We start from the raw sequence: 26,479 nt of genomic DNA, 5'->3' as shown, positions 1-26,479 counted from the left end.
TGAAGAAAGCGGGGATTGTACCTTATGGGGGTTGTCGATCCCCAGTAATAAAAAAGGCCGGAAAATCCGGCCTTTTGACGCTTTTGCAGTCTTATTTTTCCTGAAGACCGAGTTTTTTCTCCAGATAGTGGATATTAGTGCCACCATGCTGGAAGTTCTCGTCATTCATGATGCGGATCTGCAGATCAACGTTGGTTTTGATACCGTCGATGATCAGCTCCTGCAGCGCATTCTTCATGCGGGCAATCGCCACGTCACGGTTTTCACCGTAGCAAATCAGCTTACCGATCATTGAGTCATAGTACGGCGGTACGGTGTAGCCCGCGTAGATATGAGACTCCCAACGCACGCCAAAACCGCCTGGTGCGTGGAAACGGGTGATTTTGCCCGGACTTGGCAGGAAGGTGTTCGGATCTTCGGCGTTGATACGGCATTCCACCGCATGGCCGCGAACGTGAACTTCTTCTTGCTTGATCGACAGCGGTTGACCGGCAGCGATACGCAGCTGTTCTTTGATCAGGTCAACGCCGGTGATCATTTCGGTAACCGGATGTTCTACCTGAATACGGGTGTTCATTTCGATGAAATAGAACTCGCCGTTTTCGAACAGGAACTCGAAAGTACCTGCGCCGCGATAGCCGATATCAACACACGCTTTAGCACAACGTTCGCCGATGTAGCGACGCAGTTCCGGGGTAATGCCCGGTGCCGGTGCTTCTTCGACCACTTTCTGGTGGCGGCGCTGCATGGAGCAGTCACGTTCTGCCAGATAGATAGCGTTGCCCTGACCGTCAGCCAGTACCTGAATCTCGACGTGGCGAGGATTTTCCAGGTATTTCTCCATGTAAACCATATCGTTGCTGAAAGCAGCTTTCGCTTCCGCACGGGTCATGGAGATGGATTGTGCCAGTTCAGCGTCGCCGCGCACTACGCGCATACCGCGACCACCGCCGCCGCCGGAGGCTTTGATAATCACCGGATAACCAATGCGTTTAGCAATAGCGCGGTTTTTATCCATATCGTCGCCCAGCGGGCCGTCAGAACCCGGTACGCAAGGAACGCCCGCTTTTTTCATCGCCGCGATTGCGGATACTTTGTCGCCCATCAGGCGAATGGTTTCTGCTTTCGGGCCGATGAAGATAAAGCCGGAGCGCTCAACCTGCTCGGCAAAGTTGGCGTTCTCGGAGAGGAAGCCGTAACCCGGATGGATTGCTACTGCGCCGGTGATTTCAGCGGCGCTGATGATTGCCGGGATGTTCAGATAACTTTTTACTGACGGAGCAGGGCCGATACAGACCGTTTCATCTGCCAGTAATACGTGTTTTAAATCGCGATCCGCGCTGGAGTGCACAGCGACAGTCTTGATGCCCAATTCTTTACAGGCACGAAGAATACGCAATGCAATCTCGCCGCGGTTGGCAATAACAATTTTATCCAGCATGTTCGCCTCGTTACTCGATGACGACCAGCGGCTCGTCAAATTCTACCGGTTGTCCACTTTCGACCAGAATTGCTTTCACGGTACCGGATTTGTCCGCTTCGATCTGGTTCATCATTTTCATGGCTTCAACGATGCACAGGGTATCGCCCACGTTGACTTTCTGACCCACTTCGATGAACGCTTTCGCGTCCGGGCTTGGGGTGCGGTAGAAAGTACCAACCATCGGGGAACGTACGATGTGACCACTGATTTCCGCTGCTGCTGGCGCTTCCATGGAAGGAACGGTCGCCGGAGCGGCTGCGTTAGATTGAGCTGGCTGCTGCATCATTGGTGCAGCGTAAGCTTGTTGCATCACAGGGAAACTTGCGGCAGGAGCTGCACGGCTAATGCGTACTGACTCTTCGCCTTCAGAAATTTCCAGTTCGGAGATGCCTGATTCTTCAACCAGCTCGATCAGTTTTTTAATCTTACGAATATCCATGAGTGGGTTCCGTACTCTTTGTTTAGTGTGATTGTGACAGGCGTTTCACCGCCGTCTGTAAAGCGTATGCCCCGACAGCTGTATGCATAGCGATAAATTCCAGCAGGCCGGGACGCCGGTCTATTTTGCCCCAGAGTGTCAATGTTAGACTTGACGGACATTGTGCAGCGATCTGCTGCTATCCTCCGGCAAAAAACAAAATATACCTTCGTTGCGCCAATGTCACCTTTTCCGCAGCGCAAAAACTGCGTCAGGGAGGACGAGGTCGCACATTATAACGATTTCGTAGCAATTGGCAGCTAAATACTGGTCTTATCAGGGAAGATAATCAACAGCTAACATGTAAATAACCTTCAACACCGTGTAATTTGCAACAAGCCGCACAATTCACGAAATTAGCGCCATCATCGACGGAACTTCTTATAACGTAAGGCTAAAAGCTGTAAAGCCAGCCCTGCGAAGATGAGGGCTGCAATGAGATAATCTTCACAGACCACAAATAATGTAGGGATGCCAGGATCGCGACAAGATAGACGACATTACGCAGCGGTTGCTGGGGATTGCCCAATTTTCACTGCATCGTCTGGATAAACGTGAATGCTAAAGCACGCAAAATCAACCGCCTGACAATGCTCAGCATCAAATACGTTCGAGTGGTTAATTTGTAGGCAAATAAAATCAGATTATTCACCCCATGGTACCAGAAATCAGTAACAGGTTAAGCGTAGCGTCGCCCAGGCAAAGCACCATAAACCTAACAGGCGACGGAGGCGTATCAATAATGGCTGTTTAGTGGAGTAACAGTGCGCATCAATTTATGGTCAGTCGAAATCATGACTTTCCAGTTTGGATGATGTTGTACAACTTCATGACCAAGATGTTCGACGAAAGCTGTCCGGCTAACCGCTTTTCCCGTTAACCGATTGAATAATGATTTCAAAATGAGTTCCCTCTCTTATTATTCCCTGCTAAATGGTTAGTTAACCTTCACCAGCGTGCGACCCTGGATCTGGTTATTAATGATGGCCCCGGCAAATTTCGGTGCCTCTGCCAGAGATATCTCTTTTGCCGCCTGGGTATAGAATGATTCCGGTAAATCGGCGACCAGTCGCTGCCAGGCTTGTGCGCGGCGTTCTGGTGGAGTCATCACTGAATCCACCCCCTGTAAACGGACATTACGCAGAATAAATGGCATGACCGTGGTTGGCAGAGTAAAACCACCCGCCAGACCACAGGCCGCCACGCAGCCGCCGTAATTCATTTGCGCCAGCACTTTTGCCAGCACTTTGTCGCCAACGGTGTCAATTGCCCCAGCCCAGACTTGTTTTTCCAGAGGACGGGATTCGGCAAACTCATCGCGAGGGAGAATACGGCTGGCTCCTAAACTTTTCAGATATTCATGGGTGCTTTCGCGACCAGAAACGGCAACGACCTGATAACCCAACTTATGCAGCAGCGCCACGGCGGTACTGCCGACGCCACCACTGGCACCCGTCACGACAATCTCCCCATCCTGCGGGCGAACACCGGCATCTTCCAGCGCCATCACACACAGCATGGCGGTAAAACCGGCAGTACCGATAATCATTGCTTTACGCGCGTCCAGCCCTTGCGGCATGGCAACCAGCCAGTCACCTTTCACTCGCGCCTGTTCCGCCAGCCCCCCCCAGTGGTTTTCACCAACGCCCCAGCCAGTGAGTAACACCTCCTGACCGGCATGAAAACGCGGATCTTCGCTGGTGCGTACAGTTCCGGCAAAATCGATCCCAGGAATCATCGGAAAATTACGGATGATTTTTCCCTTACCGGTAATCGCCAGCGCATCTTTGTAGTTCAGGCTCGACCAGTGAACATCAACCGTGACATCGCCCTCCGGCAGGCAACTTTCGTCCAGAGTCTGTACCGATGCGAGAGTTTTGCCGTCCTGCTGTTCTAAAAGTAACGCCTGCATAAGTGGTCCTCATGTGCATGATGGATTGGAAAATAATTTCTGAAGACTATACTCGCTAATGGAAAAGCAAAGCCGATGAAGCGCAATAAATTGCGAGATAAATCTGATTTGCTAGTATGCCCGCTTCCTCACTATCGGAGTTAACACAAGGATGAGATTAACGACGAAATTTTCGGCCTTTGTTACGCTGCTCACCGGGTTAACAATTTTTGTGACTTTGCTGGGCTGTTCGCTAAGTTTCTACAACGCCATTCAGTATAAGTTTAGTCATCGCGTTCAGGCGGTGGCGACGGCGATTGATACCCATCTTGTGTCGAATGACTTCAGCGCATTAAGGCCACAAATTACCGAATTAATGATGTCGGCAGATATCGTTCGTGTAGACCTGCTGCATGGTGATAAACAGGTTTATACCCTCGCCAGAAATGGTAGTTATCGTCCGGTTGGCACCAGCGATCTGTTTCGCGAACTGAGCGTTCCGTTGATAAAGCATCCGGGGATGTCGCTGCGTCTGGTTTATCAGGATCCGATGGGCAACTATTTCCATTCGTTGATGACCACCGCGCCGCTCACGGGGGCGATTGGCTTTATCATTCTTATGCTCTTCCTGGCGGTACGCTGGTTACAACGGCAACTTGCCGGGCAAGAATTGCTGGAAACCCGGGCTACTCGTATCTTAAACGGTGAGCGTGGCTCTAATGTGTTGGGAACCATCTATGAATGGCCGCCCAGAACCAGCAGTGCGCTGGATACGCTGCTTCGTGAAATTCAGAACGCACGTGAACAACACAGCCGTCTTGATACGCTGATCCGCTCTTATGCCGCCCAGGACATGAAAACCGGCCTCAATAACCGACTCTTCTTCGATAATCAGTTAGCAACGTTACTGGAAGATCAGGAGAAAGTAGGTACCCACGGGATCGTGATGATGATTCGTCTGCCGGATTTCAATATGTTGAGTGATACCTGGGGGCACAGCCAGGTTGAAGAACAGTTCTTCTCTCTGACGAATCTGCTGTCGACATTTATGATGCGCTACCCTGGCGCACTGCTGGCGCGTTACCACCGCAGTGATTTTGCTGCGCTGTTGCCGCACCGGACGTTAAAAGAGGCTGAGAGCATAGCCAGTCAGTTAATCAAAGCCGTCGATACCTTGCCGAATAATAAAATGCTCGATCGCGACGATATGATCCACATTGGTATCTGTGCCTGGCGTAGTGGTCAGGATACCGAGCAGGTAATGGAACATGCAGAGTCTGCCACGCGTAATGCGGGATTGCAGGGCGGCAATAGCTGGGCTATTTACGATGACTCGTTGCCTGAAAAAGGACGCGGTAATGTTCGCTGGCGTACGCTTATCGAGCAAATGCTGAGTCGCGGCGGCCCGCGCCTTTATCAAAAACCGGCGGTTACTCGCGAAGGTCAGGTTCATCATCGCGAACTCATGTGCCGCATCTTCGATGGTAATGAAGAGGTTAGCTCGGCGGAGTATATGCCGATGGTCTTGCAGTTTGGCTTATCGGAAGAGTATGACCGTCTGCAAATCAGCCGTCTTATTCCACTATTACGTTACTGGCCGGAGGAAAATCTGGCGATTCAGGTTACCGTTGAGTCGCTGATTCGCCCGCGTTTTCAGCGTTGGCTGCGCGATACGTTAATGCAATGTGAAAAATCACAACGAAAACGCATAATTATTGAACTTGCAGAGGCCGATGTAGGTCAACATATCAGTCGTTTACAACCTGTTATTCGTTTAGTGAATGCTTTAGGGGTACGGGTAGCCGTCAACCAGGCTGGTTTGACGCTGGTTAGCACCAGTTGGATCAAAGAACTTAATGTTGAGTTACTCAAGCTCCATCCGGGGCTGGTCAGAAACATTGAGAAGCGAACGGAGAACCAGCTGCTGGTTCAAAGCCTGGTGGAAGCCTGCTCCGGGACCAGCACCCAGGTTTACGCCACCGGCGTGCGTTCGCGAAGCGAGTGGCAGACCCTGATTCAGCGCGGTGTTACAGGTGGGCAAGGGGATTTTTTCGCGTCCTCACAGCCACTTGATACTAACGTGAAAAAATATTCACAAAGATACTCGGTTTAACCTGCCGTTTAATCCGTTTTCACGTAGAATAACGCGCGCTGCGTCTCATGGGAGTGTGCTTGTCTGCTCGCCAGATTGTTGCAGCACATATGCAGATGAATGACCTTACGCGGTTGCAAACAGGCGAGGAATGCTGCTGATGCATTAAGCCTTTCTGGACTCAGGCAGAGATTTGTAACAAAGGAAACGAACTGCACTAATTTTCACCGTAGCAGATGATTTTTGCGCCTTGTCGCTGCTGCGTGTGGTTGGTAAAGTAAGCGGATTTTCTTTTCCGCCCCAGCTTTCAGGATTATCCCTTAGTATGTTGAAAAAATTTCGTGGCATGTTTTCCAATGACTTGTCCATTGACCTGGGTACTGCGAATACCCTCATTTATGTAAAAGGACAAGGCATCGTATTGAATGAGCCTTCCGTGGTGGCCATTCGTCAGGATCGTGCCGGTTCACCGAAAAGCGTAGCTGCAGTAGGTCATGACGCGAAGCAGATGCTGGGCCGTACGCCGGGCAATATTGCTGCTATTCGCCCAATGAAAGACGGCGTTATCGCCGACTTCTTCGTGACTGAAAAAATGCTCCAGCACTTCATCAAACAAGTGCACAGCAACAGCTTTATGCGTCCAAGCCCGCGCGTTCTGGTTTGTGTGCCGGTTGGCGCGACCCAGGTTGAACGCCGCGCAATTCGTGAATCCGCGCAGGGCGCTGGTGCCCGTGAAGTCTTCCTGATTGAAGAACCGATGGCTGCCGCAATTGGTGCTGGCCTGCCGGTTTCTGAAGCGACCGGTTCTATGGTGGTTGATATCGGTGGTGGTACCACTGAAGTTGCTGTTATCTCCTTGAACGGCGTGGTTTACTCCTCTTCCGTGCGCATTGGTGGTGACCGTTTCGACGAAGCTATCATCAACTATGTGCGTCGTAATTACGGTTCTCTGATCGGTGAAGCCACCGCAGAACGTATCAAGCACGAAATCGGTTCGGCTTACCCGGGCGATGAAGTCCGTGAAATCGAAGTTCGTGGCCGTAACCTGGCAGAAGGTGTTCCACGCGGTTTTACCCTGAACTCCAACGAAATCCTCGAAGCACTGCAGGAACCGCTGACCGGTATTGTGAGCGCGGTAATGGTTGCACTGGAACAGTGCCCGCCGGAACTGGCTTCCGACATCTCCGAGCGCGGCATGGTGCTCACCGGTGGTGGCGCACTGCTGCGTAACCTTGACCGTTTGTTAATGGAAGAAACCGGCATTCCAGTCGTTGTTGCTGAAGACCCGCTGACCTGTGTGGCGCGCGGTGGCGGCAAAGCGCTGGAAATGATCGACATGCACGGCGGCGACCTGTTCAGCGAAGAGTAATCGGATGCAGGCAGGGGAAGCGTCTGTTTACCCTGCCTGGTCTGATACGAGAATACGCATAACTTATGAAGCCAATTTTTAGCCGTGGCCCGTCGCTACAGATTCGCCTTATTCTGGCGGTGCTGGTGGCGCTCGGCATTATTATTGCCGACAGCCGCCTGGGGACGTTCAGTCAAATCCGTACTTATATGGATACCGCCGTCAGTCCTTTCTACTTTGTTTCCAATGCTCCTCGTGAATTGCTGGATGGCGTATCGCAGACGCTGGCCTCGCGTGACCAACTAGAACTTGAAAACCGGGCGTTACGTCAGGAACTGTTGCTGAAAAACAGTGAACTGCTGATGCTTGGACAATACAAACAGGAGAACGCGCGTCTGCGCGAACTGCTGGGTTCCCCGCTGCGTCAGGATGAGCAGAAAATGGTGACTCAGGTTATCTCCACGGTTAACGATCCTTATAGCGATCAAGTTGTTATCGATAAAGGTAGCGTTAATGGCGTTTATGAAGGCCAGCCGGTCATCAGCGACAAAGGTGTTGTTGGTCAGGTGGTGGCCGTCGCTAAACTGACCAGTCGCGTGCTGCTGATTTGTGATGCGACCCACGCGCTGCCAATCCAGGTGCTGCGCAACGATATCCGCGTAATTGCAGCCGGTAACGGTTGTACGGATGATTTGCAGCTTGAGCATCTGCCAGCGAATACGGATATTCGTGTTGGTGATGTGCTGGTGACTTCCGGTCTGGGCGGTCGTTTCCCGGAAGGCTATCCGGTCGCGGTTGTCTCTTCCGTAAAACTCGATACCCAGCGCGCTTATACTGTGATTCAGGCGCGTCCGACTGCAGGGCTGCAACGTTTGCGTTATCTGCTGCTGCTGTGGGGCGCGGATCGTAACGGCGCTAACCCGATGACGCCGGAAGAGGTGCATCGTGTTGCTAATGAACGTCTGATGCAGATGATGCCGCAGGTATTGCCTTCGCCAGACGCGATGGGGCCAAAGTTACCTGAACCGGCAACGGGGATCGCTCAGCCGACTCCGCAGCAACCGGCGACAGGAAATGCAGCTACTGCGCCTGCTGCGCCGACACAGCCCGCTGCTAATCGCTCTCCACAAAGGGCTACGCCGCCGCAAAGTGGTGCTCAACCGCCTGCGCGTGCGCCGGGAGGGCAATAGTGGCGAGCTATCGTAGCCAGGGACGCTGGGTAATCTGGCTCTCTTTCCTCATTGCGCTGTTGCTGCAAATCATGCCCTGGCCGGATAACCTGATTGTTTTCCGGCCAAACTGGGTCTTACTCATCTTGTTGTATTGGATCCTGGCCTTGCCTCATCGCGTAAATGTGGGCACAGGTTTTGTGATGGGTGCCATACTGGATCTGATCAGCGGCTCGACACTTGGCGTACGCGTATTGGCGATGAGCATCATTGCTTACCTGGTGGCGCTGAAATATCAGCTTTTCCGCAACCTCGCATTATGGCAGCAGGCGCTGGTCGTCATGTTGCTTTCGCTGGTGGTGGATATTATTGTTTTCTGGGCAGAGTTTTTAGTGATTAACGTCTCTTTCAGACCGGAAGTGTTCTGGAGTAGTGTAGTCAATGGAGTGCTCTGGCCGTGGATTTTCTTGCTGATGCGTAAAGTCCGTCAGCAGTTTGCAGTGCAATAAAGGTTTCTATGACTTCTCTGTATTTAGCTTCCGGTTCTCCGCGTCGTCAGGAGTTACTTGCGCAACTTGGCGTAACCTTTGAACGTATTGTTACGGGCATTGAGGAGCAGCGTCAGCCGCAGGAGAGCGCGCAGCAGTATGTTGTGCGTCTGGCGCGCGAGAAAGCACAGGCGGGTGTCGCGCAAACGGCGCAGGATCTCCCGGTGCTGGGTGCGGATACTATCGTTATCCTGAACGGAGAAGTGCTGGAGAAACCGCGCGACGCAGAGCATGCGGTGCAGATGTTGCGCAAATTATCGGGCCAGACCCATCAGGTAATGACGGCAGTGGCGTTGGCCGACAGCCAGCACATTCTCGATTGCCTGGTGGTCACCGATGTGACTTTCAGAACGTTAACAGACGAAGACATCGCGGGCTATGTCGCCAGCGGTGAACCGTTAGATAAAGCAGGTGCATACGGTATTCAGGGGCTGGGTGGCTGTTTTGTCAGGAAGATAAATGGCAGCTATCACGCCGTAGTCGGCTTACCGCTGGTTGAAACGTATGAATTATTAAGTAATTTTAACGCACTGCGTGAGAAAAGGGATAAACATGACGGCTGAATTGTTAGTAAACGTAACGCCTTCGGAAACGCGAGTGGCGTATATTGATGGCGGTATTCTGCAGGAAATTCATATTGAACGTGAGGCGCGACGCGGAATAGTAGGCAATATCTACAAGGGTCGTGTAAGTCGTGTACTTCCGGGTATGCAGGCGGCTTTTGTAGATATTGGGCTGGATAAAGCCGCGTTTCTTCATGCATCCGATATCATGCCGCACACTGAATGTGTGGCGGGTGAAGAACAAAAGCAATTCACGGTACGCGACATCTCGGAACTGGTCCGTCAGGGGCAAGATCTGATGGTGCAGGTGGTGAAAGATCCGCTTGGCACTAAAGGTGCGCGCCTGACTACCGATATCACGCTGCCTTCTCGCTATCTGGTGTTTATGCCAGGGGCTTCTCACGTTGGGGTTTCCCAACGTATTGAAAGCGAATCAGAACGTGAACGCCTGAAAAAAGTGGTCGCAGAGTATTGCGACGAGCAGGGCGGGTTTATCATCCGTACCGCAGCTGAAGGGGTTGGCGAGGCTGAACTGGCCTCCGATGCCGCTTATCTGAAACGCGTCTGGACCAAAGTTATGGAGCGTAAAAAACGCCCGCAGACCCGTTATCAGCTGTATGGCGAACTGGCGCTGGCGCAGCGTGTTCTGCGTGATTTCGCCGACGCCGAACTCGACCGCATTCGCGTTGACTCACGCCTGACTTACGAAGCATTGCTGGAGTTTACCTCGGAGTACATTCCCGAGATGACCAGCAAGCTGGAGCATTACACCGGACGCCAGCCGATTTTCGATCTCTTTGATGTCGAAAACGAAATCCAGCGGGCGCTGGAACGCAAAGTAGAACTGAAATCCGGTGGCTATCTGATTATCGACCAGACCGAAGCGATGACCACCGTGGACATCAATACCGGAGCATTTGTCGGTCATCGCAATCTGGACGACACCATTTTCAATACCAATATTGAAGCGACGCAGGCTATCGCTCGCCAGTTACGGTTGCGCAATCTGGGCGGGATTATCATTATTGATTTCATCGACATGAATAATGAAGATCACCGTCGCCGCGTGTTGCATTCGCTGGAGCAGGCGTTGAGCAAAGACCGGGTGAAAACCAGCGTTAATGGTTTTTCGGCGCTGGGGCTGGTGGAGATGACGCGTAAACGCACCCGCGAAAGCATTGAGCACGTACTATGTAACGAATGCCCAACCTGCCACGGTCGCGGAACGGTGAAAACCGTGGAAACGGTATGCTATGAAATCATGCGCGAGATTGTTCGTGTACACCATGCTTATGATTCCGACCGTTTCCTGGTCTATGCTTCTCCGGCAGTAGCTGAAGCCTTGAAAGGTGAAGAGTCACACTCGCTGGCGGAAGTGGAAATTTTCGTTGGCAAACAGGTTAAAGTACAAATTGAACCGCTCTATAACCAGGAGCAGTTTGACGTCGTAATGATGTAAACAGATGCTGGGCCGCCATCCGGCAAAGGGTTTTTGAGTCACATTTTTAGCAGACAAGGAGTGACGGGTGAGGCGATTGCCGGGGATATTACTGCTTACTGGAGCCGCGCTCGTTGTGATCGCTGCCCTGCTGGTTAGCGGCCTGCGTATTGCTTTACCGCATCTTGATGCCTGGCGTCCGGAAATCCTCAACAAAATAGAATCCGCGACTGGCATGCCGGTAGAAGCCAGTCAGCTCTCAGCCAGCTGGCAGAATTTTGGCCCGACGCTTGAAGCACACGACATCCGTGCAGAACTAAAGGATGGCGGCGAATTTTCGGTTAAACGCGTTACTCTTGCGCTAGATGTCTGGCAGAGCCTGTTACATATGCGCTGGCAGTTTCGCGACCTCACTTTCTGGCAGCTGCGCTTTCGCACCAACACTCCTATCACCAGCGGCGGTGGTAATGATAGCCTGGAAGCCAGTCACATCAGCGATCTGTTTCTTCGTCAGTTCGACCATTTTGATCTCCGCGACAGTGAAGTCAGTTTCCTGACGCCATCCGGTCAGCGCGCCGAGCTGGCGATCCCACAACTCACCTGGCTGAACGATCCACGTCGACACCGTGCAGAAGGCCTGGTAAGCCTCTCCAGCCTTACCGGACAGCACGGCGTGATGCAGGTGCGCATGGATTTGCGCGATGATGAGGGGTTGTTAAGCAATGGTCGCGTCTGGCTCCAGGCGGATGACATCGACCTGAAGCCGTGGCTCGGTAAATGGATGCAGGACAATATTGCGCTGGAAACGGCACAGTTCTCCCTTGAAGGCTGGATGACGATCGACAAAGGCGATGTAACCGGCGGTGACGTCTGGCTGAAACAGGGCGGTGCCAGCTGGTTGGGCGAGAAGCAAACGCATACGCTGTCGGTGGATAATCTGACCGCGCATATTACGCGTGAAAATCCAGGCTGGCAGTTCTCTATTCCCGATACACGGATCACGATGGACGGCAAACCCTGGCCGAGCGGAGCATTGACGCTGGCCTGGATACCGGAACAGGACGTTGGCGGCAAAGACAATAAACGCAGTGACGAACTCCGGATTCGCGCCAGTAATCTGGAGCTGGCAGGCCTGGAGGGCATACGCCCGCTGGCCGCGAAACTTTCACCTGCACTGGGTGATGTTTGGCGCTCCACACAACCGAGCGGCAAGATTAACACTCTGGCGCTGGATATCCCGCTTCAGGCGGCAGACAAGACCCGTTTTCAGGCATCGTGGAGCGATCTGGCCTGGAATCAATGGAAATTATTACCGGGTACGGAACACTTCTCCGGGACGCTTTCCGGCAGCGTAGAAAATGGTTTGCTTACCGCGTCGATGAAGCAGGCAAAGATGCCTTACGAAACGGTATTCCGTGCGCCACTGGAAATCGCCGACGGCCAGGCAACGATAAGCTGGCTGAACAATGACAAAGGTTTCCAGCTGGATGGGCGTAATATTGACGTTAAAGCCAAAGCCGTCCATGCGCGCGGCGGTTTTCGTTACCTGCAACCTGCTAACGATGAACCCTGGCTGGGTATTCTGGCTGGCATCAGTACCGATGATGGTTCACAAGCCTGGCGCTATTTCCCGGAAAACTTGATGGGTAAAGACCTGGTTGATTACTTAAGTGGCGCGATTCAGGGCGGTGTAGCGGATAACGCGACGCTGGTTTATGGTGGCAATCCGCAACTCTTCCCCTATAAACACAACGAAGGTCAGTTTGAAGTGCTGGTGCCGCTGCGCAACGCGAAGTTTGCCTTCCAGCCGGACTGGCCTGCATTAACTAACCTTGATATTGAACTGGACTTTATTAACGACGGTTTATGGATGAAAACCGATGGCGTTAATCTGGGCGGCGTGCGCGCGAGTAATCTCACCGCAGTGATCCCTGACTACTCGAAAGAAAAACTGCTGATTGACGCTGACATTAAAGGTCCGGGTAAAGCCGTCGGCCCTTACTTTGATGAGACACCGCTGAAAGATTCTCTGGGTGCAACCCTGCAAGAACTCCAGCTCGACGGCGATGTGAATGCTCGCTTACATCTCGATATTCCGCTGAACGGCGAACTGGTAACCGCGAAAGGTGAAGTGACGCTGCGTAATAACAGTCTGTTTATCAAACCACTCGACAGCACCCTGAAAAATTTGAGCGGTAAATTCAGCTTTATCAATGGCGATTTGCAAAGTGAACCACTGACAGCAAGCTGGTTTAATCAGCCGTTGAACGTGGATTTTTCCACCAAAGAAGGGGCAAAAGCCTACCAGGTTGCGGTGAATCTCAACGGTAACTGGCAACCAGCGAAAACCGGCGTTCTGCCTGCAGCGGTGAACGAAGCATTAAGTGGCAGCGTGGCGTGGGATGGTAAAGCGGGCATTGATCTGCCTTATCATGCTGGCGCGACCTATAACGTAGAGCTGAACGGCGACCTGAAGAATGTGAGCAGTCACTTACCTTCACCGTTAGCCAAACCTGCGGGTGAACCACTAGCGGTAAACGTTAAGGTTGATGGCAATCTCAACAGCTTTGAATTAACCGGACAGGCAGGTGCGGATAACCATTTCAATAGCCGCTGGTTGCTCGGTCAAAAGTTGACGCTCGATCGTGCTATTTGGGCGGCAGACAGTAAAACGCTCCCGCCGTTGCCGGAACAAAGTGGCGTTGAACTCAATATGCCGCCGATGAATGGTGCCGAGTGGCTGGCCCTGTTCCAGAAAGGCGCGGCGGAGAGTGTCGGTGGTGCAGCGAGTTTCCCACAACACATAACGTTACGTACGCCTATGTTGTCGCTGGGAAATCAGCAATGGAATAACCTGAGTATTGTTTCGCAACCGACGGCAAATGGCACCCAGGTTGAGGCGCAAGGGCGTGAAATCAACGCCACGCTGGCGATGCGTAATAACGCGCCGTGGCTGGCGAATATCAAATATCTTTATTACAACCCGAGCGTGGCGAAAACTCGTGGTGATTCAACACAGTCATCACCTTTCCCGACAACGGAGCGCATTAACTTCCGTGGCTGGCCGGACGCCCAAATACGATGCGCAGAGTGCTGGTTCTGGGGGCAAAAATTCGGGCGCATTGACAGTGATATCACCATTTCTGGCAATACATTAACGCTGACTAATGGACTGATTGATACTGGTTTTTCGCGGCTCACTGCCGATGGTGAATGGGTTAACAATCCGGGAAATGAACGCACCTCGCTGAAAGGAAAACTGCGTGGGCAGAAAATTGATGCCGCCGCAGAATTTTTTGGTGTCACGACGCCCATACGCCAGTCGTCATTTAATGTGGATTACGATTTACACTGGCGCAAAGCACCCTGGCAACCAGATGAGGCGACGTTGAATGGCATCATTCATACTCAACTGGGCAAAGGCGAAATTACCGAAATCAATACCGGACATGCCGGGCAATTGCTGCGCTTATTGAGCGTTGATGCCCTGATGCGTAAGCTGCGTTTTGATTTCAGAGACACCTTTGGTGAAGGGTTCTATTTTGACTCCATTCGCAGCACCGCGTGGATTAAAGACGGCGTTATGCACACCGACGACACGCTGGTGGATGGCCTGGAAGCGGACATTGCCATGAAAGGGTCGGTAAATCTGGTGCGTCGCGACCTGAATATGGAAGCGGTTGTCGCACCAGAGATTTCTGCGACGGTGGGCGTGGCTGCGGCTTTTGCGGTTAACCCCATTGTTGGCGCGGCAGTGTTTGCAGCCAGTAAAGTGCTGGGGCCGCTGTGGAGCAAAGTCTCCATTTTGCGCTATCACATTTCGGGTCCGCTGGACGATCCGCAAATCAACGAAGTGTTGCGCCAACCGCGTAAAGAAAAAGCGCAATGATTTGACGAGGGCGCGTAATTGCCCCAATCTCATATGATAATCGTTGCCAAAGGCCAACGAGCCAGAACATAACCGTAGGCCGGACAGGGCGTTCACGCCGCATCCGGCAGCCGTAAAAAATCCTCTACTGCAGTAACTAACGAGTAGCAAAAACGATGAGTCTTAACCTGGTAAGTGAACAATTGCTAGCGGCGAACGGCCTGAAACATCAGGACTTGTTCGCGATCCTCGGTCAACTGGCCGAACGTCGCCTTGATTATGGCGATCTCTATTTTCAGTCGAGCTATCACGAATCCTGGGTTTTAGAAGACCGCATTATTAAAGATGGTTCTTACAACATCGACCAGGGCGTTGGTGTGCGTGCAATCAGCGGTGAAAAAACCGGATTTGCTTACGCAGACCAAATCAGCCTGCTGGCGCTGGAACAGAGTGCGCAAGCGGCGCGCACCATCGTCCGTGATAGTGGTGATGGCAAAGTACAGACGCTGGGCGCGGTAGAGCATAGCCCGTTGTATACCTCGGTAGATCCGCTGCAAAGCATGAGCCGTGAAGAGAAGCTGGATATCCTGCGTCGCGTCGATAAGGTTGCCCGCGAAGCGGACAAGCGCGTACAGGAAGTGACTGCCAGCCTCAGTGGTGTCTATGAATTAATTCTGGTTGCGGCCACCGACGGCACGCTAGCGGCGGATGTCCGTCCGCTGGTGCGTCTTTCCGTGAGCGTTCTGGTCGAAGAAGATGGCAAACGCGAACGCGGTGCCAGTGGCGGCGGCGGTCGTTTTGGTTATGAGTTCTTCCTTGCCGATCTCGACGGTGAAGTCCGTGCGGATGCATGGGCAAAAGAAGCTGTGCGTATGGCGCTGGTCAATCTTTCTGCCGTTGCTGCACCAGCGGGCACCATGCCGGTAGTACTTGGCGCAGGTTGGCCGGGCGTGCTGTTGCATGAAGCGGTGGGGCACGGTCTGGAAGGCGACTTCAACCGCCGTGGCACTTCAGTATTTAGTGGACAGGTCGGGGAGCTGGTGGCTTCTGAACTGTGTACCGTGGTTGATGACGGCACGATGGTCGATCGCCGTGGTTCGGTGGCGATTGATGACGAAGGTACGCCAGGCCAGTACAACGTGCTGATTGAGAATGGCATCCTGAAAGGCTACATGCAGGATAAACTCAACGCGCGTTTGATGGGGATGACGCCGACTGGCAACGGTCGCCGTGAATCCTACGCTCATCTGCCGATGCCGCGTATGACCAACACCTATATGCTGCCGGGTAAATCGACCCCGCAGGAAATTATTGAATCCGTTGAGTACGGTATCTATGCACCGAACTTTGGTGGCGGTCAGGTGGATATCACCTCCGGCAAATTCGTTTTCTCCACTTCAGAAGCGTATCTGATTGAAAACGGTAAAGTAACGAAGCCGGTGAAAGGCGCGACGTTGATTGGTTCCGGTATCGAAACCATGCAGCAGATTTCGATGGTTGGCAACGACCTGAAACTGGATAACGGCGTGGGTGTCTGCGGTAAAGAAGGGCAAAGTTTGCCGGTTGGCGTGGGCCAGCCAACGCTGAAAGTTGATAACCTGACTGTTGGCGGTACCGCGTAATAATTTCAGTATTTTCAGAAGGATAATTAATCCTTCTACGTGCACGAACGGTCCCCTCCCCCTCTGGGGTTAGGGTGAGGGGAACCCATTGGCACAGGTTTGTACAACGTAACAGTACAATATGAATTACTTCTCTTTCCCGCGCCCGTGCATTTCCTGAAACAATTTACCGACCTCAACAAAATAATCCGTCAGTGAGTTGATCACGACCTGTACCTTCAGCGGCAGCTTATCTTTTTCGGTATACAACGCATAAACCGGGCGTGGATCTGACTGGTAACGCGGCAGCAGGATCTCCAGCTCCCCGCGATTGATCTCGTTGATCACCCACATCAGCGGCACATAGGCGATCCCAGCGCCTGCAGTCAGCCAGCGCACCAGCGTCATCGGATCATTAGTCACAAATCTCCCTTGCGGGATCAGGCGAGTCGAGATCCCTTCCGGTGCGATCAGTTCAAATTCATTGTCGGGTCGCACGCTGTATTCAAGCCATGAATGACTACTTAAATCGGCGGGTTTTTCCGGTATGCCGTATTGTGTGAGATAGCTTTTCGCGGCGCACACCACCATTGGCATCGCGCCCAGACGGCGGGAAAACAGGCTGGAATCCTGCAACGCGCCGACGCGGATCACCACATCCAGACCGTCGGCAATCAGGTCGGGGGCAGGAATTCCGGTAACCAGATTGACGCTCAAACCTGGGTATTCTTTCAGCATTTTTGCTGTCAGCCCGGCGAGAACATTTTGTGCCATAGTTGAAGAACAGCCAATGCGCAGCGTCCCGATGGGGGTGTTATTGAAGGCATACAGTTGCTCATGAACATCCTGCACTTCATGGAGCATCCGACGGCAGCCCTGGTAGTAAATTCTACCGGCTTCGGTCAGGCCAATGCTGCGTGTGCTACGGTTTAACAGCTTTACCTGCAACTCATCTTCCAGTTTTGACACCGTCTGACTGATGGACGAAACGCTCATCTGTAGCTGTCTGGCGGCGGCGGTAAAAGAGCCAAATTCAACTACTTTGGCAAACACCGACATGCGTTTTAGTCGTTCCATTATTCACTCTGACTTAAAAGTGATTTAGATCACATAATATAGATAACAGCATAACAGTTACGCTAATATATTAAATATCAATCTACAGCAATGTTGCTCTCGCCCGGCTTTCCATGCCCTTCTCTGCGGCGACAGATGCTGAAAATAATAACGCCTGCTCTCTCTATACAACCAAGGTCAACATGAGTCTGTTTCCCGTTATCGTGGTGTTTGGGCTGTCCTTCCCACCGATATTTTTTGAATTGCTTTTATCACTGGCGATTTTCTGGCTGGTGCGCCGGGTACTTGTGCCAACAGGTATCTACGACTTTGTCTGGCATCCGGCGTTGTTCAACACCGCGCTCTATTGCTGCTTGTTTTATTTGATATCGCGACTGTTCGTTTGAGGTTGAAGTGAAAACACTAATAAGAAAATTCTCCCGTACGGCCATCACGGTCGTATTAGTCATTCTGGCCTTCATCGCAATTTTTAATGCCTGGGTCTATTACACCGAATCCCCGTGGACGCGTGACGCGCGCTTTAGCGCTGACGTCGTTGCGATCGCGCCGGACGTTTCTGGACTTATCACCCAGGTGAATGTTCATGATAACCAGCTGGTGAAAAAAGGACAGGTACTGTTCACCATCGACCAGCCGCGCTATCAAAAGGCGCTTGAGGAAGCGCAAGCCGATGTTGCTTATTATCAGGTACTGGCACAGGAGAAACGCCAGGAGGCAGGACGTCGTAACCGTCTCGGTGTGCAGGCGATGTCCCGCGAAGAGATCGACCAGGCCAACAACGTACTACAAACAGTTCTGCATCAGTTAGCGAAAGCGCAGGCGACCCGCGATCTGGCAAAACTGGATCTTGAACGCACGGTGATCCGCGCGCCAGCAGATGGCTGGGTGACCAACCTCAACGTCTATACCGGTGAGTTTATTACCCGTGGATCAACGGCGGTTGCGCTGGTGAAACAGAACTCCTTCTATGTACTGGCCTATATGGAAGAAACTAAGCTGGAAGGGGTGCGCCCTGGGTATCGTGCAGAGATCACGCCGCTTGGCAGTAACAAAGTGCTAAAAGGGACTGTTGATAGTGTTGCCGCAGGGGTCACCAACGCCAGCAGCACGCGTGACGACAAAGGGATGGCGACCATCGACTCTAACCTTGAATGGGTGCGTTTGGCGCAACGTGTTCCGGTTCGTATTCGTCTCGACAACCAGCAAGAGAACATCTGGCCTGCGGGCACCACTGCTACAGTGGTGGTCACTGGCAAACAAGATCGCGACGAAAGCCAGGATTCGTTCTTCCGTAAAATGGCCCATCGCCTGCGTGAGTTTGGTTAATCACGATGGGTATTTTCTCCATTGCTAACCAACATATTCGCTTTGCGGTAAAACTGGCGACCGCCATTGTACTGGCGCTGTTTGTTGGCTTTCACTTCCAGCTGGAAACGCCACGCTGGGCAGTACTGACAGCGGCGATTGTTGCCGCCGGTCCGGCCTTTGCTGCGGGAGGTGAACCGTATTCTGGCGCTATTCGCTATCGTGGCTTTTTGCGCATCATCGGCACATTTATTGGCTGTATTGCCGGACTGGTGATCATTATTGCGATGATCCGTGCACCATTATTGATGATTCTGGTGTGCTGTATCTGGGCCGGTTTTTGTACCTGGATATCCTCGCTGGTACGAATAGAAAACTCGTATGCGTGGGGGCTGGCCGGTTATACCGCGCTGATCATTGTGATCACCATTCAGCCGGAACCATTGCTTACGCCGCAGTTTGCCGTCGAACGTTGTAGCGAGATCGTTATCGGTATTGTGTGTGCCATTATGGCGGATTTGCTCTTTTCTCCGCGATCGATCAAACAAGAAGTGGATCGAGAGCTGGAAAGTTTGCTGGTCGCGCAATATCAATTAATGCAACTCTGTATCAAGCATGGCGATGGTGAAGTTGTCGATAAAGCCTGGGGCGATCTGGTGCGACGCACCACGGCGTTACAAGGTATGCGCAGCAACCTGAATATGGAATCTTCCCGCTGGGCGCGGGCCAATCGACGTTTAAAAGCGATTAATACGCTATCGCTGACGCTGATTACACAATCCTGCGAAACTTATCTTATTCAGAATACGCGCCCGGAATTGATCACTGATACTTTCCGCGAATTTTTTGACACGCCGGTAGAAACCGCGCAGGACGTCCACAAGCAGCTCAAACGCCTGCGGAGAGTTATCGCCTGGACTGGGGAACGGGAAACGCCTGTCACCATTTATAGCTGGGTCGCGGCGGCAACGCGTTATCAGCTTCTCAAGCGCGGCGTTATCAGTAACACAAAAATCAACGCCACCGAAGAAGAGATCCTGCAAGGCGAACCGGAAGTCAAAGTAGAGTCAGCCGAACGTCATCATGCGATGGTTAACTTCTGGCGAACCACACTTTCCTGCATTCTGGGGACGCTTTTCTGGCTGTGGACGGGCTGGACTTCCGGCAGTGGTGCAATGGTGATGATTGCGGTAGTGACGTCACTGGCAATGCGTTTGCCGAATCCACGCATGGTGGCGATCGACTTTATCTACGGGACGCTGGCAGCGCTGCCGTTAGGGCTGCTCTACTTTTTGGTGATTATCCCTAATACTCAACAGAGCATGTTGCTGCTGTGTATTAGCCTGGCAGTGCTGGGATTCTTCCTCGGTATAGAAGTACAGAAACGGCGACTGGGCTCGATGGGGGCGCTGGCCAGCACCATAAATATTATCGTGCTGGATAACCCGATGACTTTCCATTTCAGTCAGTTTCTCGACAGCGCATTAGGGCAAATCGTCGGCTGTGTGCTCGCGTTCACCGTTATTTTGCTGGTGCGGGATAAATCGCGCGACAGGACTGGACGTGTACTGCTTAATCAGTTCGTTTCTGCTGCTGTTTCCGCGATGACTACCAATGTGGCACGTCGTAAAGAGAACCACCTCCCGGCACTTTATCAGCAGCTGTTTTTGCTGATGAATAAGTTCCCAGGGGATTTGCCGAAATTTCGCCTGGCGCTGACGATGATTATCGCGCACCAGCGCCTGCGTGATGCGCCGATCCCGGTTAACGAGGATTTATCGGCGTTTCACCGACAAATGCGCCGCACAGCAGACCATGTGATATCTGCCCGTAGCGATGATAAACGTCGTCGGTACTTTGGCCAGTTGCTGGAAGAACTTGAAATCTATCAGGAAAAGCTACGCATCTGGCAAGCGCCACCGCAGGTGACGGAACCGGTTCATCGGCTGGCGGGGATGCTCCATAAGTATCAACATGCGTTGACCGATAGTTAAGTCAAAACCGACGCCAAAAGCGTCGGTTTTTTCATGGCTATACTTAGCGATGAACGGCAGAACTCGCCGCGAAACGTGACGGTGGCAACAGATGAATATTTATACCTTTGATTTTGATGAGATTGAGAGTCAGGAGGATTTTTATCGCGACTTCAGCCAAGCCTTTGGTCTGGCGAAAGATAAGGTACGCGATCTCGACTCACTATGGGATGTGTTAATGAACGATGTCCTGCCGCTACCACTTGAGATTGAATTTGTTCATCTGGGAGAGAAAACGCGTCGCCGTTTTGGCGCGTTAATATTGCTGTTTGATGAGGCAGAGGAAGAGCTGGAAGGGCATTTGCGTTTTAATGTTCGTCATTAGCGCAAAAAAAAACCCCCGAACCGGGGGCAATATCGTCGGACAAGACGATGAGGGTTTATTTGTACAGTTCAGCCGTAGCGTGCCAGGTGTCACCGCTACGAGCTTCAGTAATCTGGTAGGCCGTTGCGCCTTTCTCTTCCGCTTTTTTGTTCAGCATTTCACGCATATCCATTGGCGAAGACGCCACACCACTTACGGATACGGTCCCGATTGCTTCACGATTTTGTGCTTGTGCAGCATCAATGGAGTCGGCAGCGAATGCACCGAAAGAGAGAACAGAAAGTACGCTTAATGCAGCAACAGTGGTTTTGATTTTCATGATTTTTACCTCGACATAATCTTTTAGCTGGGCCTTTGTTTCGTGACCCATATCACAAAATCAAGTATACACTAATTATTGAACTAATTAATACCACGCTAACTGTTTCAGTTGATACTAAGTGTTAAAAATGTGAGTTTTAATAACAAAAAAGAATTAAAAACACGGTTATTTATTATTAATTCTATTGTTTTCAATTAGATAATGAATTTTGCATAATGTGCTTTTTTTACCGTATGTATTCATTGTGTGAATGACATGTCGCAGTAAAACGCACTATTCGTTAAATTAATCGGAGAGGAAAGCAGGGGGTTGAGAGGGATAAGCAACATTTTCCCCGCCGCCAGAAGCGACGGGGCAGAGATTAAAGCTCCTGGTCGAACAGCTCTAAAATCGCTTCGTACAGGTCTTTGACGGTGAAACCGTTAGCAGGGGTAGTAAAGATGGTGTCATCGCCAGCGATGGTGCCCAGAATACCTTCTGCTTTGCCCAGTGAGTCCAGCAGGCGAGCAATTAACTGCGCCGCGCCAGGGCTGGTATGAATCACGACAACTGCATCGTTGTAGTCGATATCCAGCACCAGATTCTTCAATGGACTGGAGGTAGTTGGTACACCCAGTTCAGCTGGCAGGCAGTAAACCATTTCCATTTTGGCATTGCGTGTACGTACAGCACCAAACTTGGTCAACATCCGCGAGACTTTAGACTGATTAATATTGTCAAAGCCTTGCTCCTGCAACGCGGCGACGATTTCGCCCTGGGAGCTAAATTTCTCTTCTTTAAGTAATGCTTTAAATGCTTTAACTAGTTCTTCTTGCTTAGCCGAGCTTCGCATAAGTCACCCGATATGGTGGTTGATACAACATTATTGTGCATACAGATGAATTTTTATGCAAACAGTCAGCCCTGAAGAAGGCTGAAATAATGTTATGAAAGAGCGGGATTTTATCAAATTTCGTTATTGAGAAACATGCCTGCGTCACGGCATGCAAATTCTGCTTAAAAGTAAATTAATTGTTATCAAATTGATGTTGTTTTGGCTGAACGGTAGGGTATATTGTCACCACCTGTTGGAATGTTGCGCTAATGCATAAGCGACTGTTAATTACGTAAGTTAGGTTCCTGATTACGGCAATTAAATGCATAAACGCTAAACTTGCGTGACTACACATTCTTGAGATGTGGTCATTGTAAACGGCAATTTTGTGGATTAAGGTCGCGGCAGCGGAGCAACATATCTTAGTTTATCAATATAATAAGGAGTTTAGGATGAAAGTCGCAGTCCTCGGCGCTGCTGGCGGTATTGGCCAGGCGCTTGCACTACTGTTAAAAACCCAACTGCCTTCAGGTTCAGAACTCTCTCTGTATGATATCGCTCCAGTGACTCCCGGTGTGGCTGTCGATCTGAGCCATATCCCTACTGCTGTGAAAATCAAAGGTTTTTCTGGTGAAGATGCGACTCCGGCGCTGGAAGGCGCAGATGTCGTTCTTATCTCTGCAGGTGTAGCGCGTAAACCGGGTATGGATCGTTCCGACCTGTTTAACGTTAACGCCGGCATCGTGAAAAACCTGGTACAGCAAGTTGCGAAAACCTGCCCGAAAGCGTGCATTGGTATTATCACTAACCCGGTTAACACCACAGTTGCGATTGCTGCTGAAGTGCTGAAAAAAGCCGGTGTTTATGACAAAAACAAACTGTTCGGCGTTACCACGCTGGATATCATTCGTTCCAACACCTTTGTTGCGGAACTGAAAGGCAAACAGCCAGGCGAAGTTGAAGTGCCGGTTATTGGCGGTCACTCTGGTGTTACCATTCTGCCGCTGCTGTCACAGGTTCCTGGCGTTAGCTTTACCGAGCAGGAAGTGGCTGATCTGACCAAACGTATCCAGAACGCGGGTACTGAGGTGGTTGAAGCGAAAGCCGGTGGCGGGTCTGCAACCCTGTCTATGGGCCAGGCAGCTGCACGTTTTGGCCTGTCTCTGGTTCGCGCACTGCAAGGTGAACAAGGCGTTGTCGAATGTGCCTACGTTGAAGGTGACGGTCAGTACGCACGTTTCTTCTCTCAACCGCTGCTGCTGGGTAAAAACGGCGTGGAAGAGCGTAAATCTATCGGCACTCTGAGCGCATTTGAAAAGAACGCGCTGGAAGGTATGCTGGATACGCTGAAGAAAGATATCGCCCTGGGCGAAGAGTTCGTTAATAAGTAATTGATTAGCGGATAATAAAAAACCGGAGCACAGACTCCGGTTTTTTGTTTTGAGCGCACGACTTAATTGGTTGCCGGATATTCCTGAATGGTGACCTGCAGCGTTAACTGCTTATCATCACGCATCACTACAACCGGGATCACCGAGCCAGGGCGAATTTCCGCCACCTGATCCATCGTCTCCAGAGCAGAGATGGCCGGTTTGTTATCCACCGAAATAATCAAATCATTGACCTGAATACCCGCATTCGCCGCCGGGCCGTCAGGTGACACTTCATTAACCACGATCCCTTGCAGTTGATCTATACCACCGCCCTGCGCGTGCAGTGGTGCGATCTCACGTCCGCCGATACCAATGTAGCCGCGGATCACGCGACCATCGCGGATCAGTTTATCCATAATTTTGGTTGCTAACTGGAAAGGAATCGCAAAGCCGATACCTTCCGGCGTTTCGCCATCGTTACTCTTATCAAACGACAGCGTGTTAATGCCCATCAGTTCGCCCAGCGAGTTCACCAGCGCGCCGCCAGAGTTACCGTGGTTAATGGAAGCATCTGTTTGCAGGAAGTTTTGCCGCCCGGTCGGGTTCAGACCGATTCGACCCGTGGCACTAATAATCCCCTGGGTAATGGTCTGCCCGAGGTTGTACGGGTTACCGATCGCCAGTACCACGTCGCCAATGTGCGGTACGCGACGTGCATTGATTGGAATGGTAGGTAAACCGCCAGTGGCATTAATTTTAAGTACCGCCAGATCGGTTAGAGAGTCAGATCCCACCAGCAATGCTTCAAATACACGTCCATCCTGTAAGGCGACGATGATCTGATCGGCGTCGTTGATGACGTGTTTATTGGTGATGATATAACCGCGTTGATCCATGATTACACCGGATCCCAGGGTGCGGATCTCAAGCTGGTTGTGAGAGTTGGTGTTCAAACCACGGTTGTAAACGTTAACCACCGCTGGCGCGGCGCGGCGAACCGCCAGATTATAGCTGGCAGGCGTCTCATCGGTACTGTCAAATTGCGGAGTGGAAAGCGGGTTAAGGCTGCGCAGCGAAGGCATGGCAACCAGCAGAATAGCGCCGACAATTAATCCAATCGCAACGGAACGTAAGAGCTTCACAAACATGATGGAGGCGTCATTAAAAAAGGGAACGGCAGCAGCATACCACGAGTTAACCGGACATCACACGTCAGCCTGATGCCCGGTTTACGACATTAACGCATCAGCAGATAGATGCTTTCATTGCCGCGTACAATTTGCAGGGCGATGATGGCCGGTTTTGCCGCCAGCACTTTACGCATTTCAGCAATCGAGTTCACCCGATCGCGGTTGACGCCAATGATCACATCGTCTTTTTGCAAGCCAGCCTGAGCAGCTGGGCTTCCTTTGACAACCTCATCGATCTTAATACCTTTGCCGCCATCTTTTAGCTGACCATCGCTCAACGTTGCACCTTCAAGCGCTGGCGTGATCATTTCAGCGCTGGCCGACGAAGAGGTGCTGGTATCAAGCGTCACTTCTACTTCCAGTGGTTTGCCGTTACGCAGCAGGCCAAGCTTCACTTTCGTGCCCGGCTCGGTGGTTGCGATACGAGAGCGCAACTCAGCAAAGCTATTCAGCGGTTTGCCGTTGAGGCTGGTAATAATATCGCCCGCTTTGACGCCCGCTTTCGCCGAGCCAGAACCTGGCAACACTTCGCTGACAAACGCGCCACGCTGCACGTCAAGGTTGAAGGCTTTGGCGATATCGGCACTCATCTCTGTGCCTTTGATGCCTAACAGACCGCGTTTGATTTCACCAAAGTCGATAAGCTGCTGCGCCAGTGTTCGCGCCATATTACTGGGGATGGCAAATCCAATCCCGACGCTCCCGCCACCAGGCGCAAGGATTGCCGTGTTGATGCCAATTAACTCACCGTTAAGATTTAACAGTGCACCGCCGGAGTTACCGCGGTTAATGGAAGCATCTGTCTGGATAAAGTTTTCCAGACCTTCAAGATTCAACCCACTGCGGCCTAATGCTGACACAATGCCAGAGGTGGCGGTTTGCCCAAGGCCAAATGGGTTACCGACCGCCACGGCAAAATCACCGACGCGCAATTTATCGGAGTCGGCAATAGCGATTTGCGTTAATTTGCTCGGGTTTTGAATTTGCAACAGGGCGATATCGCTCTGGTCATCGCTACCAATCAGTTTTGCATCAAACTCGCGCCCATCATTGAGCTGAATACTGATTTTCTGTGCCTGATTAATCACATGGTTGTTAGTCAGCACATAGCCTTTACTGGCGTTGATGATGACACCGGAGCCTAAACCTTCGAAGGGTTGTGCAGGTTGATCCGGTAAATCATCACCAAAAAACTTTTTGAATTCTTCCGGGATTTTCTGTCCCTGACTGGCCGTTCCTTCCACTCGTACGCTCACCACTGCCGGAAGCACTTTTTCCAGCATTGGAGCCAGACTGGGGAGGGGGGCCTGATCGGCAACCTGGCCTGGAATCGACGCGACGGCCTGAAATGACGCCGAGAGAGTTAACCCGACACTTAACGCTAATGCACTCAACAGCTGGGTTTGTTTTTTCATTATTCCTGCTCTCGTACCTGAATGATAAGAAAAGAGATTCAAAACAGTTTGATGTTATTGAATTTTCAGACGGCTAACAATGAGACACCAGATTAAATGATAGTCGGGGAGGGAGAGAAGAGGAGGGCGCAATGGCTGCGCCCGAA

Annotated in this window: 21 protein-coding genes; 13 read left to right on the top strand and 8 right to left on the bottom strand. The window is 51.7% G+C overall.

Annotated features, from left to right (window positions below; genetic code table 11):
* Positions 1-91: 91 nt before the first annotated feature.
* The 3 genes from accC to ACJHYD_RS10980 form a co-directional block, all read right to left on the bottom strand.
* Positions 92-1,441, bottom strand: coding sequence for an acetyl-CoA carboxylase biotin carboxylase subunit (accC, locus tag ACJHYD_RS10990; RefSeq protein WP_000884639.1), 1,350 nt, complete (start codon positions 1,439-1,441; stop codon positions 92-94).
* A 10-nt stretch (positions 1,442-1,451) separates the two neighbouring features.
* Positions 1,452-1,922, bottom strand: coding sequence for an acetyl-CoA carboxylase biotin carboxyl carrier protein (gene accB / locus ACJHYD_RS10985; protein ID WP_000354622.1), 471 nt, complete (start codon positions 1,920-1,922; stop codon positions 1,452-1,454).
* Positions 1,923-2,898: 976 nt separating this feature from the next.
* Positions 2,899-3,873, bottom strand: coding sequence for an MDR family oxidoreductase (locus ACJHYD_RS10980; protein ID WP_001551720.1), 975 nt, complete (start codon positions 3,871-3,873; stop codon positions 2,899-2,901).
* Between the two features lie 151 nt (positions 3,874-4,024).
* Here ACJHYD_RS10980 and csrD point away from each other — a divergent pair, with 151 nt between their 5' ends.
* The 8 genes from csrD (at position 4,025) to tldD (ending at position 16,500) form a co-directional block, all read left to right on the top strand.
* On the top strand, positions 4,025-5,965 hold the full coding sequence (gene csrD / locus ACJHYD_RS10975; RefSeq protein WP_001551718.1) for an RNase E specificity factor CsrD: 1,941 nt from the start codon (positions 4,025-4,027) through the stop codon (positions 5,963-5,965).
* 304 nt (positions 5,966-6,269) lie between these two features.
* Positions 6,270-7,313 carry a rod shape-determining protein MreB gene (gene mreB, locus ACJHYD_RS10970; protein WP_000913396.1) on the top strand — a complete coding sequence of 348 codons (1,044 nt, stop codon included), beginning with the start codon at positions 6,270-6,272 and terminating at the stop codon, positions 7,311-7,313.
* Positions 7,314-7,378: 65 nt separating this feature from the next.
* On the top strand, positions 7,379-8,482 hold the full coding sequence (gene mreC / locus ACJHYD_RS10965) for a rod shape-determining protein MreC (RefSeq protein WP_000802511.1): 1,104 nt from the start codon (positions 7,379-7,381) through the stop codon (positions 8,480-8,482).
* The gene (gene mreD, locus ACJHYD_RS10960; protein ID WP_000179409.1) at positions 8,482-8,970 is read left to right on the top strand and encodes a rod shape-determining protein MreD; all 489 of its coding nucleotides are present in this window, start codon (positions 8,482-8,484) and stop codon (positions 8,968-8,970) included. The genes mreC and mreD overlap by 1 nt, the downstream gene beginning before the upstream one ends.
* Positions 8,971-8,978: 8 nt before the next feature.
* Positions 8,979-9,572 (top strand): nucleoside triphosphate pyrophosphatase YhdE, encoded by a 594-nt coding sequence (gene yhdE, locus ACJHYD_RS10955; RefSeq protein WP_000203099.1) that lies wholly within the window; start codon positions 8,979-8,981, stop codon positions 9,570-9,572.
* Positions 9,562-11,031: a ribonuclease G gene (gene rng / locus ACJHYD_RS10950; RefSeq protein WP_000123197.1), complete on the top strand. Its 1,470-nt coding sequence runs from the start codon at positions 9,562-9,564 to the stop codon at positions 11,029-11,031. Before yhdE ends, rng begins: the two co-directional genes overlap by 11 nt.
* A gap of 67 nt (positions 11,032-11,098) precedes the next feature.
* A complete protein-coding gene (gene yhdP / locus ACJHYD_RS10945; RefSeq protein ID WP_001551716.1) occupies positions 11,099-14,899 on the top strand; it encodes an AsmA2 domain-containing protein YhdP in 3,801 nt (1,266 codons plus the stop codon).
* A 155-nt stretch (positions 14,900-15,054) separates the two neighbouring features.
* Positions 15,055-16,500, top strand: coding sequence for a metalloprotease TldD (gene tldD / locus ACJHYD_RS10940; RefSeq protein WP_000055909.1), 1,446 nt, complete (start codon positions 15,055-15,057; stop codon positions 16,498-16,500).
* A 126-nt stretch (positions 16,501-16,626) separates the two neighbouring features.
* On the opposite strand, the gene aaeR is transcribed toward tldD, so the two are convergent.
* Positions 16,627-17,556, bottom strand: a complete 930-nt coding sequence (gene aaeR, locus ACJHYD_RS10935) for an HTH-type transcriptional activator AaeR (protein ID WP_000440317.1) — start codon at positions 17,554-17,556, stop codon at positions 16,627-16,629.
* Between the two features lie 182 nt (positions 17,557-17,738).
* On the opposite strand from aaeR, the gene aaeX reads away from it, so the two are divergent.
* From aaeX to ACJHYD_RS10915, 4 genes are all read left to right on the top strand, one after another.
* Positions 17,739-17,942, top strand: a complete 204-nt coding sequence (gene aaeX / locus ACJHYD_RS10930; protein WP_000051841.1) for a p-hydroxybenzoic acid efflux pump operon protein AaeX — start codon at positions 17,739-17,741, stop codon at positions 17,940-17,942.
* 7 nt (positions 17,943-17,949) lie between these two features.
* Positions 17,950-18,882 (top strand): p-hydroxybenzoic acid efflux pump subunit AaeA, encoded by a 933-nt coding sequence (aaeA, locus tag ACJHYD_RS10925; RefSeq protein WP_000854033.1) that lies wholly within the window; start codon positions 17,950-17,952, stop codon positions 18,880-18,882.
* A 5-nt stretch (positions 18,883-18,887) separates the two neighbouring features.
* The gene (gene aaeB / locus ACJHYD_RS10920; RefSeq protein ID WP_000510962.1) at positions 18,888-20,855 is read left to right on the top strand and encodes a p-hydroxybenzoic acid efflux pump subunit AaeB; all 1,968 of its coding nucleotides are present in this window, start codon (positions 18,888-18,890) and stop codon (positions 20,853-20,855) included.
* 91 nt (positions 20,856-20,946) lie between these two features.
* Entirely contained in the window at positions 20,947-21,219 is a 273-nt protein-coding gene (locus tag ACJHYD_RS10915; RefSeq protein WP_001029005.1) for a barstar family protein, read from the top strand.
* A 55-nt stretch (positions 21,220-21,274) separates the two neighbouring features.
* Here the strand turns inward: ACJHYD_RS10915 and yhcN are convergent, their stop codons facing one another.
* A complete protein-coding gene (gene yhcN / locus ACJHYD_RS10910; protein ID WP_000695690.1) occupies positions 21,275-21,538 on the bottom strand; it encodes a peroxide/acid stress response protein YhcN in 264 nt (87 codons plus the stop codon).
* A 364-nt stretch (positions 21,539-21,902) separates the two neighbouring features.
* Complete coding sequence (argR, locus tag ACJHYD_RS10905; RefSeq protein WP_001257846.1) at positions 21,903-22,373, bottom strand: transcriptional regulator ArgR; 471 nt, start codon at positions 22,371-22,373, stop codon at positions 21,903-21,905.
* 434 nt (positions 22,374-22,807) lie between these two features.
* On the opposite strand from argR, the gene mdh reads away from it, so the two are divergent.
* Positions 22,808-23,746, top strand: a complete 939-nt coding sequence (gene mdh / locus ACJHYD_RS10900) for a malate dehydrogenase (protein ID WP_001315036.1) — start codon at positions 22,808-22,810, stop codon at positions 23,744-23,746.
* A 62-nt stretch (positions 23,747-23,808) separates the two neighbouring features.
* Here mdh and degS read toward each other — a convergent pair whose 3' ends face one another.
* Together degS and degQ are read right to left on the bottom strand one after the other, a co-directional pair.
* A complete protein-coding gene (degS, locus tag ACJHYD_RS10895) occupies positions 23,809-24,876 on the bottom strand; it encodes an outer membrane-stress sensor serine endopeptidase DegS (RefSeq protein WP_000497723.1) in 1,068 nt (355 codons plus the stop codon).
* Positions 24,877-24,965: 89 nt separating this feature from the next.
* Positions 24,966-26,333 carry a serine endoprotease DegQ gene (degQ, locus tag ACJHYD_RS10890; RefSeq protein ID WP_001295271.1) on the bottom strand — a complete coding sequence of 456 codons (1,368 nt, stop codon included), beginning with the start codon at positions 26,331-26,333 and terminating at the stop codon, positions 24,966-24,968.
* Between the last annotated feature and the right edge of the window lie 146 nt (positions 26,334-26,479).

The organism is Escherichia sp. WS1368, assembly GCF_046487485.1.
Classification (GTDB): domain Bacteria; phylum Pseudomonadota; class Gammaproteobacteria; order Enterobacterales; family Enterobacteriaceae; genus Escherichia; species Escherichia coli.
The sequence above is the reverse complement of the archived record's forward strand: the minus strand, read 5'-3'. Positions and strand labels throughout refer to the sequence as shown.